Raw genomic sequence first — 15,464 nt, forward strand, 5'->3', positions numbered from 1 at the left:
CCTCTTCACCTGATTCGGCTCAAGCCGCGAAGTACTGCGGCGTTGGTGGTTGCATCCTTGGTCGGCGTACTCGCGTTTGCGTGGCCCCTGTTCTTCCAGACCTCGCAGGCGGGTGAATCCGCGATCGGCCACACCACGGACGCGCCCTGGCTGTTCGTGTTGCTCTTGCCGTTGCTGGTGGCCGTCGTACTCGCGGAGCTGTCCGAGGCCGGGATCGACGCCAAGGTGATCGCCCTGGTCGGCATGCTCGCCGCGGTCGGTGCTGCGTTGCGGGCGTTGGGCCCAGGTACGGCGGGACTCGAGCCGGGGTTCTTCCTGCTGGTGCTGGCCGGACGGGCGTTCGGCGCCGGGTTCGGGTTCGTGCTCGGGGCGGTGTCGTTGCTGGGTGGGGCGCTGATCAGCGGCGGGGTCGGGCCGTGGATGCCGTTCCAGATGTTCGCGTGCGCGTGGGTCGGGTGCCTGGCCGGGCTACTACCGCGTGTCGGCGGGCGGCTGGAGTTGCTGCTGCTGGCGGCGTACTCACTGGTCTCAGGGGTGCTGTACGGCGTGATCATGAACCTCTGGTTCTGGCCGTACGCGACGTTCGGCAGCGACTTCTCGTTCATCCCGGGCGACCCGCTGGCCGCCAACCTGCACCGGTACCTCCTGTTCGTGGTGGCGACATCGCTCGGGTGGGACATTCCGCGCGGGATCCTGTCCGCGGTGCTGGTGCTGGTGCTCGGACGGCCGATCCTGAACGCGTTCCGGCGTACGGCGCGCAAGGCAGCGTTCGAGGCGCCGGTCGTCTTCGAATCCGGGAGGACGAATGCCTGACCGAACCCTCGTCCTCGGCGGAGCCCGCTCCGGCAAATCCGTCGCCGCCGAACGCCTGCTGTCCGCGGAGCCCGACGTCCTGTACGTCGCAACCGGCGGAGAGGACTCCGGTGACGCCGAGTGGGCGGCCCGGGTCGCGAAACACCAAGCCCGTCGCCCGGCCGGCTGGGGACTGGCGGAAACCATCGACCTCGTACCACTGCTCGAGTCCCCCGGTCCCCCGCTCCTGATCGACTGCCTCACCCTGTGGCTGTCCCGCACCATGGACAACGCCGACGTCTGGTCCGATCTCGGCCGGGCCGACCTCGTCGAGCAACAGATCGCCGACCTCGCGGAGGCCTGGTCCGCGACCACCCGCCGCGTGGTTGCCGTCAGCAACGACGTCGGCTCCGGCATCGTCCCCGCCGACCCCGGCACCCGCCTGTTCCGCGACCTGATGGGCCGCCTCAACACCACCATCTCCCTGGCCTCCGACCAGGTGTTGTGGACCGTCGCCGGCCGAACCCTCCCACTCACATGACCGAGCCCAACGAACCAAACTCGGACGCCCGTCGAGCCGCGGACGAGTCCTCCCACGACGACGGGCAGGAGCCCGGTGCGGCGGATCAAGGTGAAGGACGGGCGCGGGGTGGTTGGGCCGACGCTGTTCGGCTCTCGTTCGGCACCCTCACGTTGCTGCCTGCCGGTGTGCCGTCCAGGGTCGACCGGGAGATCGGGGGGCGGGCGATGGTGCTGGCCCCGGCCGTTGGGGTCCTGGTCGGAGGGATTGCGGCCGCGGTTGTCGTGCTTGCTCAGTTGGTGAAGCCGGACGCGGACCTGCTGGCGGCTGTCCTCGGGGTGCTGGTTGTCGCCGGGCTCTCGGGTGGTCTGCACCTGGACGGGCTCGCCGACTTCGCCGATGCGCTGGGCAGCCGGCGGGACCGCGAGACCATGCTGCGGATCATGAAGCAGAGCGACATCGGCCCGTTCGGTGTCGTCGCGATCATCGGCGTACTGCTCCTCGACGTCGCCGCCCTCACCGCCTGCCTGCAAGCGGACTTCGGCTGGCAGGCGCTCGTGATCGCGACCACCGCGAGCCGCCTCACCCTCCCCTGGTCCTGCCGTACGTCGATCCCCGCGGCCCGCCCCGACGGCCTGGGCTCATTCGTCGCCGCCACCGTCCGACCACCCACGGCAACGCTCGCCACGGCCGCAGTACTCGCCGCGACCATCGCCCTCACCTGGCTCACCTCCGCCGGCAGCGCACCCGACGTACTCCGCATGACGGGCTCCGCAGCCGCCGTCCTCCTCGCTGTCGCGACCAGTCTCCTCATCAGCCGTCGCGCCAGCCGCGCGCTCGGTGGCACTACCGGCGATGTGCTCGGTGCGACCGTCGAACTCGCGCTCCCGGTAGCCCTTGTGATGCTTGCCCTGACCGTGTGAGCGCTCACCTCCACCACCTCGTCGCCCGAGTGGTCTACTGTCGCCGACGGAGCATTCGAGTGGGGTAGTGACGGCGAGGTTGCGGAAGATGTTCGTGGTTCACGACCGGTGGGCGGCCGGGTACGCCCCGCGATCCGTTATCTTTATGTAATGAACGCAACTCGCCCAGCCCCGGGCTCGCAGGCTTCGCTGCGCGAAGCCAATCGTGCGCGCGTTCTCGGCGTCGTCCGGCAGCACGGCCCACTCACCCAGGTCGAGATCGCCGCCGCCTCCGGGCTGTCCGCCGCCACCGTCTCGAACATGGTCAAGGAACTCGACCAGGCCGGCATGGTCGGTCTGTCCCGCAGCATCCGCAACGGCCGCCGCGCCGTACTGGTCTCCCTCGCGTCCGGCGGCGGACTGCTGGCCGGCATCGCGTTCGGCGAGCGCGACGTGCGGGTCGCGGTCGCGAACGGTTCCCGCGAGATCCTCGCCCAGCAACTCATGCCGCTGCAGGCCGACCACGTCGCAGATGAGGGCATGGAACGCGCCGCCCGGCTGCTCGCCGACCTGGCCGAAACGGTCAGCTCCGGCGTCGAGGACATCTCCGCGGTCGGGTTCGGACTGCCGATGCCGGTCGACTCCGTCAGCGGCGAGGCGGGTTCCGACGCGGTGCTGCCCGGCTGGCGCGGCGTCAACGTGACCGAGGCGATGTCCGGGTACTTGCAGGCCCCGGTCGCACTCGACAACACCGCGAATCTGGCCGCCCTGGGCGAACTGCGGGCCGGCGCGCTGCGCGGTGTCCGGAACGGCTGCTACCTGAAGTTCTCGTACGGCGTCGGCGCGGGCATCGTGATCAACGGCGACGTGTTCCGCGGTTCGACCGGTACGGCGGGCGAGATCGGGCATGTCACGATCGACGAGAACGGCCCGATCTGCCGCTGCGGCAACCGCGGCTGCCTGGACACGTTCGTCGGCTCGCGGGCACTGATCAGCAGCCTGGCCGCATCGCACGGACCGCTGCGGCTGAAGGACATCGTGACCCGCGCGCTCGGTGGCGACCTCGGCTGCCGCCGCGTGATCGAGGACGCCGGCCGACGCGTCGGCGTCGCCGTGGCCGGCGTCGTGAACCTGCTGAACCCGGAGGCGATCGTGGTCGGCGGCCTGATGGCCGAGGCCGGCGAACTGATCCACGCCCCGCTCCGCGAAGCGCTCGACCGCTGCGCGATCCCGAGCGCCGCGGCCACCGTCGAACTCCGCCGCGCCGAACTCGGCGACGACGCCGACATCGTCGGCGCAATCCACCTCGCCTCCATCCTCACCCACACCACCACCGCCCTCACCCCCACCCTGTAAACCCTGCTCCACCACCACCCCAACCCGCCGCCCCGCTCCCCACCCCGCCGCCCGGCGCAACTTTGAGAAGCCACCAACCGTTTTTCGGCCGGAGATCTGGTTGGTGGCTTCTCAAAGTTGGGGTGCGGGGGTCGGGTGGGTCGGGGGTGTAACGCGAATATGTCTATTTCTTGAATTCAAGTCTTGACGTCAAGACGGCGGAGGGCTTGACTGCGGGCAGGCCAATCGGGGCCGTCTCGTCAAGGAGCTGCCATATGTCCGTCTCAGCAATTCGTCTCGTCGGCCTCGGCCTTGCCGTCTCGGCCCTCGCCGCCTCCTTGGTGGCCTGCGGCTCGAACGACTCCGGCTCGGGCAGCGGCTCAGGCGGCGCGAAGAAGATCGCGCTGTTGCTGCCCGAGTCGAAGACCACTCGGTACGAGGCGCTCGACCGCCCGCTGTTCACCGAGGCGCTGAAGGCGGCCTGCGCCGACTGCCAGCTGATCTACAGCAACGCCGACCAGGACGCCGCCAAGCAACAGCAGCAGGCCGAGGCCGCGCTCACCCAGGGCGCGAACGTGCTGGTCCTCGACCCGGTCGACGGCAAGGCCGCCGCCGCGGTCGCCGCCTCCGCGAAGGGCCAGAACGTCCCGGTCGTCGCGTACGACCGGTTCATCGAGAACGCCAACTACTACGTGTCGTTCGAGAACGAGGCAGTCGGCAAGCTTCAGGCGCAGACCCTGGTGGACGACCTGAAGGCGGCCGGCAAGACCTCCGGCAACATCGCGATGATCAACGGCTCGCCGACCGACCCGAACGCCGCCGACTTCAAGAAGGGCGCGCACAGCGTGCTCGACTCCAGCGGCTTCAAGATCGCCGCCGAGTTCGACACGCCGGACTGGAGCCCGGACAAGGCGCAGGCCTGGATGGAAGGGCAGCTGAGCGCGATCAAGAACGGCCTGGTCGGTGTGTACGCCGCCAACGACGGCACCGCCGGCGGCGCGATCGCCGCGCTCAAGGGCGGTGGCGTGAAGCCGCTGCCGCCGGTCACCGGGCAGGACTCGGAACTGGCCGCGATCCAGCGGATCGTCGCCGGCGACCAGGCGATGACCATCTACAAGGCGGTCAAGCCGCAGGCCGAGGCCGCCGCCAAGGGTGCGGTGGCGCTCGCGAACGGCGCCAAGCCCGAGTCCACCACCGAGAAGAGCGGCGTACCGTCGACGATTCTCGACCCGGTCGCGGTGACCAAGGCGAACATCAAGGACACCGTGGTCAAGGACAACATCTACAAGGTCAGCGACATCTGCACCGCGTCCTTCGCAGCCGCCTGCGCCGCCGCAGGCCTCAGCAGCAACTGACCCGCCCCCTCGTCGCAGCCCCCCGCAGTGAGGTGCGGGGGGCTGTGCCGGGCCTCTCCCCAACCGCGCTCCCGGCGAGGATCATGGCCCGAAATAAGCCCCAGGAGGCTGATCGAGTGACTGTTACCCCGACTCCCCTCGACGTCGGCGCCGGTACGGTGCTGACATTGCAGGGGGTTTCCAAGCGTTTCGGGGCCGTGCAGGCCCTGAAGAACATCGAGCTCGACGTCCGCGCCGGCGAGGTGCTGGCACTGGTCGGCGACAACGGGGCCGGCAAGTCCACGCTGGTCAAGACCATCGCCGGCGTCTACACCGCCGACGACGGGTCGATGGTGTTCGACGGCAAGCCGGTCCAGGTGAGCAGCCCGGCCGAGGCACAGCAGCTCGGCATCGCCACCGTGTTCCAGGACCTGGCGCTGTGCGACAACCTGGACGTGGTCGCGAACCTGTACCTCGGCCGTGAGCTGCACAGGAACGGCACACTCGACGAGGTCGAGATGGAACGCTCGTCCTGGGATCTGCTCCGCCAGCTGTCCGCGAAGATCCCGTCGGTCCGGATCCCGGTCGCCAGCCTGTCCGGCGGCCAGCGGCAGACCGTCGCGATCGCGCGCAGCCTGCTCGGCAAGCCCAAGGTCGTGATGCTGGACGAACCGACAGCGGCTCTCGGCGTGGCTCAGACCGCCGAGGTCCTCAACCTGGTCGAGCGGCTCCGCGAACGCGGCCTGGCCGTGATCCTGATCAGCCACAACATGGCCGACGTGATGGCGGTCGCGGACCGGGTCGCCGTACTGCGCCTCGGTCGCAACAACGGCGTCTTCGTGGTCAGCGAGACCAGGACGCAGGACATCATCGCCGCCATCACCGGCGCTACCGACAACGCGGTCTCCGAGCGCGCAGCGCGCCGGAGCCGGGAAGAGGGACCGGCCTCATGAGTCTCCAAGGATCGGGGACCCGCCCCCAGGACACTGCCGGTACGCCGGCAACGCCCGAGCAGAACGGTGCGGCGCAGCTGCCGGCCGACCTGCAGGACGAGCGGCTGATCGCCCGGCAGGGAATCAGCGGCGCGGTCGGCGCCTTCACCTCCCGGCTCCGGTCCGGTGACCTGGGCTCGGTCCCGGTGGTCGTCGGCCTGGTCATCATCTGGGCGGTCTTCCAGATCGCGAACAGCTCGTTCCTGTCCAGCCGCAACCTGGTGAACCTGACGCTGCAGACCACCTCTGTCGGGGTGATTGCTCTCGGCATCGTTCTGGTCCTGCTGCTGGGCGAGATCGACCTCTCGGTCGGTTCGGTGAGCGGCGTGGCGGCCGCGGTCGTCGGCGTCACGTTCGTCAACAAAGGCTGGCCGATCGTGCTGTCGCTCGTTGCCGCCATCGCGCTCGGTGTGCTGATCGGCCTGTTCTACGGTCTGCTCTACACGCGCTTCGGCGTACCGAGCTTCGTCATCACCCTGGCCGGCCTGCTCGGGTTCCTCGGGCTCCAGTTGCTCGTGCTGGGCAAGGACGGCACGATCAACCTGCCGTACGACTCCGCGCTGGTCGGCTTCGCGACGCGGAGCTTCCTCTCCCCCGCGATCGCCTACGCGCTGATCGCTTTGGTCGTCGTGGCCTACGCGCTGAGCCGCTGGCAGGGCCGGACCGCCCGCGCCGCGGCCGGTCTGTCCGCGGCGCCGACCTCGGTGATCGCGATCAAGGCAGCAGGTCTCGCGATCATGCTGCTGATCCCGGTCGTGGTCCTGAACGGCGACCGCGGCGTCTCGTCGATGTTCCTGCTCTTCCTCGCGCTGGTCGTGGTCACGGACCTCGCCGTACGACGGACGCGCTGGGGCCGCTCCGTGTTCGCCGTCGGCGGCAACGTCGAGGCCGCGCGGCGGGCCGGTATCAACGTGCGGATGATCTACCTGACGGTGTTCGCCGCGTGCACCACCTTCGCCGCGGTGGGAGGCATCCTCGCAGCGGCCCGGCTGGTAGCGGTCAGCCAGGCCAGCGGTGGCACGGACGTGAACCTGAACGCGATCGCATCCGCTGTCATCGGCGGCACCAGCCTGTTCGGCGGCCGCGGTTCGGCGTACTCCGCACTGCTCGGCGCGCTGGTGATCACCTCGATCTCCAACGGACTCGCCCTGCTCAGCCTGGACTCCAATGTCCGCTACATCGTCACCGCCGGCGTCCTGCTGATCGCCGTCACGATCGACTCCCTCAGCCGCCGCAGCCGCCAGGCCCACGGCCGCGCCTGAGAACCCCAAGAAAAAGGAGACTGCAAGACCCCGGCGAGAGTTACGTTCCTGGATGGGCTAGTTGCCTGAAGCATCTAATTTCACCAGGATCGAAAGGCTTGACAACCATGAAGTGGAAGCTTCCCGGATCTCGCCGGAACCGGGTACTCGGGGCCGGCGCCGTCGTGACCACGGCGGCGCTGGCGGTCGGCGGCGTGCTGGTCGCGAACACCGCCGGCGCGGCGCAGAACACCGTGACGGCCACGTCGTACCGCACCCAGCTGATCGAGATGCGAACCTCGGGCAGTAAGGGCTATTTCTACACGTCGAACCAGGCCGAGTACCTGAGCGCGCAGAAGCTCGGGTTCACGTTCACCGGTCAGGTGCCCGGATACGTCGCGAACACGGCGGTCCGCGGCACGGTTCCGGTTTACCGGCTGCGGCTGAAGTCCGGAGGGTCGTACCTGCTGTCGATCTCGACCGCCGAGCGGAACAAGCTGGCCTCGTCCGGCCAGTGGGTGTACGAGGGCGTCGTCGGCCGGATCCCGCTGGCCGCCGCGGCCGACCGGACGAAGATCTACCGGGTCTCCAAGAACGGCATCGGGTGGCGCGTCCTCCGCACCACCCAGGCCGCGGCGTACGTGAAGGCCGGCTGGCACATGGACGGCTTCATGGGCTACGTCTGGACCCACAAGTAGTCCACACATGAGAAATCCCCCGTCGCCGTTGACGGGGGATTTCTCCGTGGTTACGCGGTTTCGGCGATCAGGTCGACCTTCGGCTCCGCGAAGTGGCAGGCGGCGATGTGGCCCTCGGACGACTGCGGCTTGATCTCCAGCAGTGGCTCCTGGGTGGCGCAGATGTCCTCCGCCTTCCAGCAGCGGGTCCGGAACCGGCAGCCGCTCGGCGGGTCGATCGGCGAGGGTACGTCGCCGACCAGGCGGATCCGCTCCTTCGGCGGGATGCCCCGGATGGTGCCCAGGTCCGGTGCGGCCGACAGCAGCGCCTGCGTGTACGGGTGCTGCGGCGCGTTGTAGATCTGGTCCCGGCTGCCCTGCTCGACGATCTTGCCGAGGTACATCACCGCGACCTCGTCACAGAAGTGCCGGACGACGCCGAGGTCGTGCGCGATGAACACGAACGCGATCCCGAGGTCCTTGCGCAGGTCCTCGAGCAGGTTCATCACCTGGGCCTGGATCGACACGTCGAGTGCGGACACTGGCTCGTCGGCGATGATCACCTCGGGCTCCACCGCGAGCGCCCGGGCGATGCCGATGCGCTGCCGCTGACCGCCCGAGAACTCGTTCGGGTAGCGGTTGTGGTGCTCCGGGTTCAGGCCGACGCGCTCCAGCAGCTCCTGCACCCGCGCGAGTTCCTGGCCCTTCTTGACCAGGTTGTGCACGCGCAGCGGCGTACTGATGATGTTGCTGACCGTCTGGCGCGGGTTCAGCGAGCTGTACGGGTCCTGGAAGACGATCTGCAGCTGGCGGCGGAACGGGCGCAGGTCCCGCTCCTTCAGCTGCGCGATGTCGGTGCCCTTGAACACGATCTCGCCCGCGGTCGGGGTCAGCAGCCGGGTGATCATCCGGCCGGTGGTCGACTTACCGCAGCCGGACTCTCCGACCAGGCCGAGGCTGGCGCCGGCCTTCAGCTCGAAGCTGACGCCGTCGACGGCCTGCACGACCTTCTTGGTCCGGCCGAGGCCGGCCGCTTCCTTGATCGGGAAGTGCATCTTCAGGTCGCGGACCTGCAACAGCGTCTCACTCTTGGTTTCGCTCATGGCTTTCCTCAGTCCCCTCGTCAGCCCAGTCTCGGCGCGATCTCGGTCTCGTAGATCGAGACCTTGTCGTGCAGGTGACAACGGGAAGTGTGCGCACCGGCGCCGTCCACCGGCAGCAGGTCCGGGAGTTGGGTGGTGCAGAGCTCGCCCTTGACGCGGTCGACGTACGGGCAGCGCGCGGAGAACGAGCAGCCGTCCGGCAGGTTCAGCAGGCTCGGCGGCAGGCCCTTGATCGGGCGCAGCCGCTCGTTCGCCGCGGACACGGTCGGGATCGACTCGAGCAGGCCCCAGGTGTAGGGCATCCGCGGGTTCGCCAGGACGTCCTCGGCGGTGCCGTACTCGACGCAGCGCCCGGCGTACATCACCAGGACGTCGTCGGCCATCTCGGCGACCACCCCGAGGTCGTGGGTGATCAGCACGATCGCGGAGCCGAACTCCTTCTGCAGGTTGTTCAGCAGGTCCAGGATCTGCGCCTGCACGGTGACGTCCAGCGCGGTGGTCGGCTCGTCGGCGATCACCAGCTTGGGGTCGTTGATCAGGCTCATCGCGATCATCGCGCGCTGCCGCATACCGCCGGAGAACTCGTGCGGGTACTGCGAGAACCGGCGCTGCGGGTTCGGGATGCCGACCAGGTCGAGCATCTCCAGCGACCGCTTCTTCGCCACGTCCTTGGAGACCTTGTGGTGCACCCGGTACGCCTCGACCAGCTGGTTGCCGATCGTGTACAGCGGGTGCAGCGAGGACTGCGGGTCCTGGAAGACCATCGACATCGCGTCGCCGCGGATCTTCATCAGCTCGTTCTCGGACAGGCCGACGAGTTCGTCGCCGCCGAGCCGGATCGAGCCGGTGATCCGGGTCCGCTTGCGGTCGTGCAGGCCCATCACGGCCATACTCGACACCGACTTGCCGGAACCGGACTCGCCGACGATCGCCAGCGTGCGGCCGAGCGGCACCGAGTAGCTGAGCCCGTTCACGGCGCTCACCAGACCGTCGGCGGTCGGGAACTTCACGGTCAGGTCCTCGACCACCAGGTACGGCGTCTCGCCGCTCGGGTTGATCGAACCCTGCCGGCGCTCACGAGTGGCGACCGACGGACCACGCTTGGCGTCCACAGGACCGTCCTTCTTGTCTTCGGGGGCGGGTGTGCTCATGACAGCCTCACTCGTGGGTCGATCAGGCTGTAGCCGATGTCCACCAGGAAGTTCATCGCGACGATGATCACCGAGGCGACGAGCACGGTGCCCATGATCACGGGCAGGTCGTAGTTGTTCAAACTGTCCAGCACCAGCTGCCCGAGCCCGGGGAGGTCGAAGATCCGCTCGGTGAAGATCGCGCCGCCGAGGCTAGCCGCCACGTCCAGACCGAAGATCGTCACGACCGGTATCAGCCCGGAGCGCAGCGCGTGCTTGTAGGTGACCACCCGGTCGGACAGGCCCTTGGCCCGCGCGGTCCGGATGTAGTCCTCGCTCAGCGTCTCCACCATCGAGCCGCGGGAGTACCGCGCGTACGACACGCAGTTGTAGACGCCGAGCACCAGCCAGGGAGTCAACAGACCCGCGATCCACTTCGCCGGATTCTCCGAGGGCGGTGTCCACGCACCCCGGGGCAGGATCGGATAGACGATGGTCAGATAGAGCGCGACCATCAGCGCCACGATGTAGTAGGGCACGGAACTGATCACCAGCGTGCTGGTCATCAGCGCGCGGTCGCCCATGCTCCCGCGTCTCTTCGCGGCCATCGAGCCGATGGCCACGCCTAGCGTCAGCACCAGGACGGAGGACCCGAGCACGAGCGACAGCGTCACCGGGAACCGGGAGTTGATCAGGTCCGTGACCGGCCGGTCGTTCTTGAACGAGAAGCCGAGGCACGGCGCCGCGCAGTGCTGCGTGACACCGGAGGTGGTGAAGTCACGTCCGAGGAAGATGCCGACCGTGTAGTCGACGAACTGCTCGACCTTCGGCCGGTCCAGGTTCAGGTTCTTCGTGATCTCCTCATAGCGCTGCTGCGTGCAGTTGCGCTCACCGCAGATGGCCGCGGCCGGATCGGTCGGCGCGATGAAGAACAGCGCGAACGTCGCGATCAACGTTGCCAGCACCACACTGAGCGCGCTGATCAAACGGCGCGCCACGAAATAGAGCACGGGATTGTCTCCTCACCGATCGGCGTGATGCCCGGACTTGTGGTCCGGGCACCACGCCACTTTCAGTGGATCAGTACTGCTTCAGACGGACGTCGGTCAGGGCTGCTTCAGGAACATCGAGGTGAACTCGAACACACCCTGGGTCGGGTCGTTCACCGCACCGCCGATGTTCTTTCCGACCGGCATGTTGCTCGAGCTGTAGTAGAGCGGCAGGACCGGGAGGTACTTCTCCAGGATCTCCTTGTCGATCTTCGGCCACTCCTTCAGCTGCTCGTCCGGAGTCTTGGCCTGGACGGCCTCGATCTCGGCGTCCAGCGCCGGCTCCTTCAGCTGACCGACGCTGTTGCCCGCCTCGACCGCCGAGGTGGTGAACAGCACCGGGAACCAGCTGGTGGCGCTCGGCCAGTCGGAGCACCAGCCGGCCGGGGTCCGGCCGATGTTCACCGGGGCGTCCGGCGCACCGGTGAACTTGCGGATGTTCGCCTTCGGCACACCGATCGCCTTGACCTTGAAGCCGGCCTTCTCGAAGACCTGCTTGCGCAGCTGGTTGGCCTGGGTCGAGATCTTGTCGTCGATCGAGTAGTACCAGCTGAGCTCGAAGTTCGACTTGCCGATCTTGGCCAGCTCGTCCTTGACCTCCTTGGCGACCGCGTCGTCCTCGGCGCCGTCACCGGTGCCGTTCAGGCCCGGCAGCTCGTACTTCTCGTAGCCCGGGACAGCCGGCGGCAGGATCGTCGAGGCTGCCGGGTCGGTGGTCGGGGTCAGACCGGCGATCTTGCGCCACGAGTTGTACGGGTACGACTTGGCGATCAGCTTACGGACGTCCAGCGGGATCTTCTGGGTGTCCATCGTGTACATGTTCGTGCACGGCGACTGGCCGGTGATCAGCTGCGCCTGGTCCTTGACCTCGGGCAGCAGCGTGGCGTCCAGGTTCGAGTAGTTCACCGCGTTCGCGTCCGGGCCGGAGCTGACCAGCACCTGGCGCTGGGCCTTGATGGTGTCCTGACCGAACTTGAAGTCGAACGCGTCGACGTACTGGTGCCGCACCGGGTCGGTGTTCGGGTCCCACTGCGGGTTCTTCACCAGCTTGAGCTCGCTGCCCGGGTTGTACGACTGGACCATGTACGGGCCGGTCGACATCGGGTGCTGCTCGTAGTTCTTCTGCGTGTCCTTCGCCTTCGGCATCGGCGCGAACAGCGGGAACGCCGCGTAGAACGGCATGTCGTCGAACTTCTTCGCGAGCTTGATGACCAGGGTGTGGTCGTCCGGCGTCTCGACGCCCTTGTAGACGTCACCGCCGGCGACGTACGGACCCTTGTAGGTCTTGCCGTCCAGGAAGTAGTCCATCTGGTACGTCGGGCCGTTCTCGTACAGCGTGTGCGCGAAGGACCGCTTGATCGCGTACGCGTAGTCCTCGGCCTTGACCGGCGTACCGTCCTGGTACTTGATGCCCTGCTTGAGCTTGAAGGTCCAGGTCAGGCCGTCGTCGGACTTGGTCCCGAGATCCTCGGCCAGGTCCGGTACCAGGACCGGCTTGTGGTCCGGGCCGTCGAGGCGGAACTGGGTCAGCGAGCGGAAGTAGAGCTTCTCGATCGCGTTACCGTCCACGTAGTACGTGTCGGTCGGGTCGAAGCCGGACGGCGTCACGTCGGACAGGACGGTGATCGTCCCGCCCTTCTTCGCACCCTGGACGTCAGCGGCCGGGCCTTTGGCAGTGGGGTCCGTCGCTTTGACCTGAGCGCCCCCCACCGCGTCCGTGCCGCCCTTGTTGCCGCCGTTCGAGGACGGGCTGCCACAGGCCACGGCGGTCAACATGACCGTCGCCGCGACTGCGGTTATCCGTTTCCACTGCATGATCGGGTTTCTCCTTTTCTGCCGCTGGGGCAATCGCCGTACTACCGGCGAGTCTTGGGGTCGAAGGCGTCGCGGATCGCGTCTCCGAGCAGGGCCAGCGCGAGCACCAGAGCGGTGATCCCGATGACCGGCAGCCACAGGTAGAGCGGGTCGGCCTTGTACCAGTTGGTGGCGACGGCGATCGTCTGGCCCCAGGAGGGCTTCGGTTCGACCAGTCCGACACCGAGGAACGAGAGTCCGGCCTCCGCGGTCACGTACGCGGGGACTGCCAGCGAGGCCGAGATCACGATCGGGGCGACCAGGTTGGGCAGCAGTTCCTTGAACAGGACCTGCCAGGTCGGCACGCCGATCGCCTTGGCGGCGAGCACGAACTCGCGCTCGCGCAGCGAGAGCACCTCGCCGCGGATGATGCGGGCCAGGCCCGCCCAGCCGAAGAACGCGAGGACGAAGATCAGCACGTAGAACCGGATGTTCGCCTGGTCTTCCGGCGTCAGGTTGAACGAGCCGCCGCGCAGCGACTCGACGATCGGGACCAGGGCGATCGCGAAGAGCAGGAACGGCAGGCTGAGCACGAAGTCGATCAGCCAGGAGATGACCCGGTCCACCCAGCCGCCGAGGAAGCCGGCCAGCAGACCCATCACGACGCCGATCGCGGTGCCGACCACGGTCGCCAGGAACGCGATGATCAGCGACGGGCGGGCGCCGTACACCCAGCGGGCGAAGTTGTCCCGGCCGGTCTTCGGCTCGATGCCGAACCAGTGGTCGGAGGTGATGCCGATCGTCGGGTAGCCGAACTCGTCGATCTGCCGGGTGTTGAAGGTGCCGATGTCCTGACCCTCGAGCTTGGCCAGCAGCGGCGCGAACACCGCGATCAGGACGAAGAACAGCACGATCGACGCGCAGATCACCGCGACCTTGTCCTTGCGGAGCCGGTCGAAGGCGATCCGGCTCGGCGACTTGCCGTGCGGAGTGGCGGCCGTGCGGATCGGCTCCGCCGAGGCCGGGTGTTCTTCGACCCCTACGGTCGAGTCGGGCGACCCAATACTCATTCGCACTCCGTCAGTTCAGTCGACCGGATTTCGGTCCGCGGATCCGGCACATATCGGTGGATGGCGTGCCGACCTTTGCTCTCTTGCGGGCTGGCGTCAAATTCCCTTGACAGGGGGTTCCGCCGTAGCCGCGCGCTAGCCTGCCCGACACCGTGACACCAAACCAGCAGTGCCCGGCAGCAGTGCACAAATCGTTACCGGAACCGGTAGGTGAACGGAACATTTGCCCCATTTCGTCACCGTTCGCAGTCAATCCTTCGCAAAGCGCGTCGGCACAACACCGACAGTGTCCAATTTGTGCCAGGATATTACAGAATGTAACATTTCGAGTGCCGTAGTCGCGGACCGCTGTCAGCGCACGTGCACCGTCACGAAGGGCGGTTTGACGACGTCGAAGGTTTCCCCGCGACCTCGGATGTCGACGGTTACCTGATCGCCTTCTTTCACCGACGCGTCCAGCAGTGCCAACGCAATGCCTTTCTTCAGCGTCGGCGAGAACGTTCCGGAGGTGACTTCACCGAGTGCCGCTCCGGATTGATCCAGAACCGACATGTGCGGCCGCGGAATACCCCGCCCGACGGCACGCAGGCCGCGCAGGATCCGGGTCGGTCCCTGTTCCTTCTCGGCGCGCAGGGCCGCGTCGCCCCAGAAGTGCTCCTTCTTCCAGCCGACGGCCCAGCCGGACCGTGCCTGGACGGGCGTGATGTCCGGCGAGATGTCCTGGCCGTGCAGCGGGTATCCCATCTCGGTCCGCAGCGTGTCCCGCGCGCCCAGTCCGGCCGGGACGATGCCGTACTGCTCGCCGGCCGTCAGCAGCGCATCGAAGACGGCCACCGCGGCGGCGTTCGGTACGACGAGTTCGAACCCGCGCTCGCCCGTATAGCCGGTGCGGCAGACGACCACCGGCGTACCGCCGAAATCGGCCGTGGCGAAGGACATGTAGTCGTGGCCCGTCGGGAGACCGATCGCGGACACCACCTCGTCGCTGTTCGCGCCCTGCACCGCAAGGATCGCGTAGTCGTCGTGGACGCTGGTCACCTCGACGCCGTCGGGTGCGTCGGCCTGGAGCAGCCGGACCACCTCGGCGGTGTTCGCCGCGTTCGGGATCAGGAACACGTCGTCGTCGGCGTTCAGGTAGGCGATCAGGTCGTCGACCACTCCCCCGTTCTCGTTGCAGCACAGGGTGTACTGCGCCTGACCGGGCGCGATCTTGCCGAGGTCGTTGGTCAGGCACGCGTTCACGTACGCCGCAGCGCCCGGACCCTTGACCGTCGCCTTACCGAGGTGGCTGACGTCGAAGACACCGACCGACGTACGGACAGCGGTGTGTTCGGCCACGACACCGGAATACTCCAGGGGCATCTCCCAGCCGCCGAACTCGGCGAACTTGGCGCCGAGCGCGACGTGGCGCTCGTGCAGTGGCGACTTCTTCAGATCAGGAGACTGGGTCATGGAGGGGAAACTACCCGACGCGTAGCATGCTCAGGCAGCACGCACGTACCGTGACGACCGGCCATCTGCCCGC

The 15,464-nt window shown here is 67.7% G+C and carries 14 protein-coding genes; 8 read left to right on the forward strand and 6 right to left on the reverse strand.

Annotated features, from left to right (window positions below):
* Positions 1 to 45 precede the first annotated feature (45 nt).
* The 8 genes from ACWF0M_RS19795 to ACWF0M_RS19830 all read left to right on the forward strand — a co-directional run bounded on the left by ACWF0M_RS19795 (position 46) and on the right by ACWF0M_RS19830 (position 7,814).
* The gene (locus ACWF0M_RS19795) at positions 46 to 813 is read left to right on the forward strand and encodes an ECF transporter S component (protein WP_452237140.1); all 768 of its coding nucleotides are present in this window, start codon (positions 46 to 48) and stop codon (positions 811 to 813) included.
* Positions 806 to 1,333 (forward strand): bifunctional adenosylcobinamide kinase/adenosylcobinamide-phosphate guanylyltransferase, encoded by a 528-nt coding sequence (locus ACWF0M_RS19800; protein ID WP_452237141.1) that lies wholly within the window; start codon positions 806 to 808, stop codon positions 1,331 to 1,333. Before ACWF0M_RS19795 ends, ACWF0M_RS19800 begins: the two co-directional genes overlap by 8 nt.
* Positions 1,330 to 2,235, forward strand: coding sequence for an adenosylcobinamide-GDP ribazoletransferase (gene cobS, locus ACWF0M_RS19805; RefSeq protein WP_452237142.1), 906 nt, complete (start codon positions 1,330 to 1,332; stop codon positions 2,233 to 2,235). The genes ACWF0M_RS19800 and cobS overlap by 4 nt, the downstream gene beginning before the upstream one ends.
* A gap of 150 nt (positions 2,236 to 2,385) precedes the next feature.
* Positions 2,386 to 3,570, forward strand: coding sequence for an ROK family transcriptional regulator (locus tag ACWF0M_RS19810; RefSeq protein WP_452237143.1), 1,185 nt, complete (start codon positions 2,386 to 2,388; stop codon positions 3,568 to 3,570).
* Between the two features lie 254 nt (positions 3,571 to 3,824).
* Complete coding sequence (locus tag ACWF0M_RS19815; RefSeq protein WP_452237144.1) at positions 3,825 to 4,904, forward strand: substrate-binding domain-containing protein; 1,080 nt, start codon at positions 3,825 to 3,827, stop codon at positions 4,902 to 4,904.
* Between the two features lie 116 nt (positions 4,905 to 5,020).
* Complete coding sequence (locus ACWF0M_RS19820) at positions 5,021 to 5,836, forward strand: ATP-binding cassette domain-containing protein (RefSeq protein ID WP_452237145.1); 816 nt, start codon at positions 5,021 to 5,023, stop codon at positions 5,834 to 5,836.
* On the forward strand, positions 5,833 to 7,137 hold the full coding sequence (locus tag ACWF0M_RS19825; RefSeq protein WP_452237146.1) for a sugar ABC transporter permease: 1,305 nt from the start codon (positions 5,833 to 5,835) through the stop codon (positions 7,135 to 7,137). Before ACWF0M_RS19820 ends, ACWF0M_RS19825 begins: the two co-directional genes overlap by 4 nt.
* A 107-nt stretch (positions 7,138 to 7,244) precedes the next feature.
* Positions 7,245 to 7,814 carry a hypothetical protein gene (locus ACWF0M_RS19830; protein WP_452237147.1) on the forward strand — a complete coding sequence of 190 codons (570 nt, stop codon included), beginning with the start codon at positions 7,245 to 7,247 and terminating at the stop codon, positions 7,812 to 7,814.
* Between the two features lie 50 nt (positions 7,815 to 7,864).
* Here the strand turns inward: ACWF0M_RS19830 and ACWF0M_RS19835 are convergent, their stop codons facing one another.
* From ACWF0M_RS19835 to gcvT, 6 genes are all read right to left on the reverse strand, one after another.
* Positions 7,865 to 8,896: an ABC transporter ATP-binding protein gene (locus ACWF0M_RS19835; protein ID WP_452237148.1), complete on the reverse strand. Its 1,032-nt coding sequence runs from the start codon at positions 8,894 to 8,896 to the stop codon at positions 7,865 to 7,867.
* Between the two features lie 20 nt (positions 8,897 to 8,916).
* Entirely contained in the window at positions 8,917 to 10,047 is a 1,131-nt protein-coding gene (locus ACWF0M_RS19840; RefSeq protein WP_452237149.1) for an ABC transporter ATP-binding protein, read from the reverse strand.
* On the reverse strand, positions 10,044 to 11,036 hold the full coding sequence (locus ACWF0M_RS19845; protein WP_452237150.1) for an ABC transporter permease: 993 nt from the start codon (positions 11,034 to 11,036) through the stop codon (positions 10,044 to 10,046). Before ACWF0M_RS19845 ends, ACWF0M_RS19840 begins: the two co-directional genes overlap by 4 nt.
* A 96-nt stretch (positions 11,037 to 11,132) precedes the next feature.
* On the reverse strand, positions 11,133 to 12,890 hold the full coding sequence (locus ACWF0M_RS19850; protein WP_452237151.1) for an ABC transporter substrate-binding protein: 1,758 nt from the start codon (positions 12,888 to 12,890) through the stop codon (positions 11,133 to 11,135).
* 41 nt (positions 12,891 to 12,931) lie between these two features.
* Positions 12,932 to 13,939, reverse strand: coding sequence for an ABC transporter permease (locus tag ACWF0M_RS19855; protein WP_452237152.1), 1,008 nt, complete (start codon positions 13,937 to 13,939; stop codon positions 12,932 to 12,934).
* Between the two features lie 351 nt (positions 13,940 to 14,290).
* The gene (gcvT, locus tag ACWF0M_RS19860; RefSeq protein ID WP_452237153.1) at positions 14,291 to 15,391 is read right to left on the reverse strand and encodes a glycine cleavage system aminomethyltransferase GcvT; all 1,101 of its coding nucleotides are present in this window, start codon (positions 15,389 to 15,391) and stop codon (positions 14,291 to 14,293) included.
* Positions 15,392 to 15,464: the final 73 nt, after the last annotated feature.

This window comes from Kribbella sp. NPDC055110, from assembly GCF_053607525.1.

What these genes read in the sequence shown, in the direction of transcription:
- gcvT (WP_452237153.1), bottom strand. Translation starts at nt 15,391, where the DNA reads ATGACCCAGTCTCCTGATCTGAAGAAGTCGCCACTGCACGAGCGCCAC.
- ACWF0M_RS19850 (WP_452237151.1), bottom strand. Translation starts at nt 12,890, where the DNA reads ATGCAGTGGAAACGGATAACCGCAGTCGCGGCGACGGTCATGTTGACC.
- ACWF0M_RS19800 (WP_452237141.1), top strand. Translation starts at nt 806, where the DNA reads ATGCCTGACCGAACCCTCGTCCTCGGCGGAGCCCGCTCCGGCAAATCC.
- ACWF0M_RS19815 (WP_452237144.1), top strand. Translation starts at nt 3,825, where the DNA reads ATGTCCGTCTCAGCAATTCGTCTCGTCGGCCTCGGCCTTGCCGTCTCG.
- ACWF0M_RS19855 (WP_452237152.1), bottom strand. Translation starts at nt 13,939, where the DNA reads ATGAGTATTGGGTCGCCCGACTCGACCGTAGGGGTCGAAGAACACCCG.
- ACWF0M_RS19835 (WP_452237148.1), bottom strand. Translation starts at nt 8,896, where the DNA reads ATGAGCGAAACCAAGAGTGAGACGCTGTTGCAGGTCCGCGACCTGAAG.
- ACWF0M_RS19810 (WP_452237143.1), top strand. Translation starts at nt 2,386, where the DNA reads ATGAACGCAACTCGCCCAGCCCCGGGCTCGCAGGCTTCGCTGCGCGAA.
- ACWF0M_RS19840 (WP_452237149.1), bottom strand. Translation starts at nt 10,047, where the DNA reads ATGAGCACACCCGCCCCCGAAGACAAGAAGGACGGTCCTGTGGACGCC.
- ACWF0M_RS19825 (WP_452237146.1), top strand. Translation starts at nt 5,833, where the DNA reads ATGAGTCTCCAAGGATCGGGGACCCGCCCCCAGGACACTGCCGGTACG.
- cobS (WP_452237142.1), top strand. Translation starts at nt 1,330, where the DNA reads ATGACCGAGCCCAACGAACCAAACTCGGACGCCCGTCGAGCCGCGGAC.
- ACWF0M_RS19830 (WP_452237147.1), top strand. Translation starts at nt 7,245, where the DNA reads ATGAAGTGGAAGCTTCCCGGATCTCGCCGGAACCGGGTACTCGGGGCC.